The organism is Massilia timonae CCUG 45783, from assembly GCF_000315425.1.
Classification (GTDB): Bacteria; Pseudomonadota; Gammaproteobacteria; order Burkholderiales; family Burkholderiaceae_D; genus Telluria; species Telluria timonae.
This window is the reverse complement of the sequence record NZ_JH992925.1, coordinates 407,732-408,391: the sequence shown is the minus strand read 5'-3', so window position 1 is coordinate 408,391 and position 660 is coordinate 407,732. Positions and strand designations below refer to the sequence as shown.

Here is a 660-nt window from a genome sequence, read left to right as displayed (position 1 = left end):
AATGTGTCTTACCCTAATTAAACAAAGTAACCCTTTGAGCGCAGGAAACTTCCTAAGTTCAACTTTTTTAGGAAATTTTTTCTGGGAGTATTAAATTCTAAAGAACAATTTCCCTATGGAAATTGCATACTCGTCAGAAGTGGCCCGCGAGGCGCAGGAAGAGAATGGTCGTGTTGAGGTATGAAAGCAGATCCGCGCTCGGTGCGCGCTGTCCGCGAGACGCGCATGCAAACGCATGCGCAGGGTGGCAATCCCGGCTCCGTCGACGAGGACTGGTTGAGCCGGGACCGCCTAATGCTGCCTGGTGCTGCTTAGTGCTGCTGAGTGCTGCTGAGTGCTGCTGAGTGCTGCTTAGTGTTGATAAGCGCCGAGGTCGATGGCCGTGCCGCGCGCCTTGTCGTCGATGTCTGCAGCCGGGGCATAGGTCGCCAGGCCGCGACCGATCGCCGGCGAGCTAATCGTCAGCTTGTAGTCCGGCGTTGCCGCGGTGCGCGAGTAGCCGGCGAACAGCGGTTCCGAGCTGATGGTGCCCGTATGGGTCAGGCCGTTACGCAGCTGGAAGTTGTAGGTCGTGTTCCTGGTGACCAGGTTGTTTTTATACGTGTTGCCCTTGCCGGTGGTGCCCTGTTCCGAGATGCCGTACTTGTTGTCGTACACGAT

Annotated in this window: 1 protein-coding gene; it reads right to left on the bottom strand. The window is 56.4% G+C overall.

Annotation, left to right across the window (positions count from 1 at the left end; all coding sequences use genetic code 11):
- Nucleotides 1–351: 351 nt before the first annotated feature.
- Nucleotides 352–660: choice-of-anchor Q domain-containing protein (locus HMPREF9710_RS22055; RefSeq protein ID WP_040777730.1), on the bottom strand; the 309-nt coding region annotated here is incomplete at its 5' end.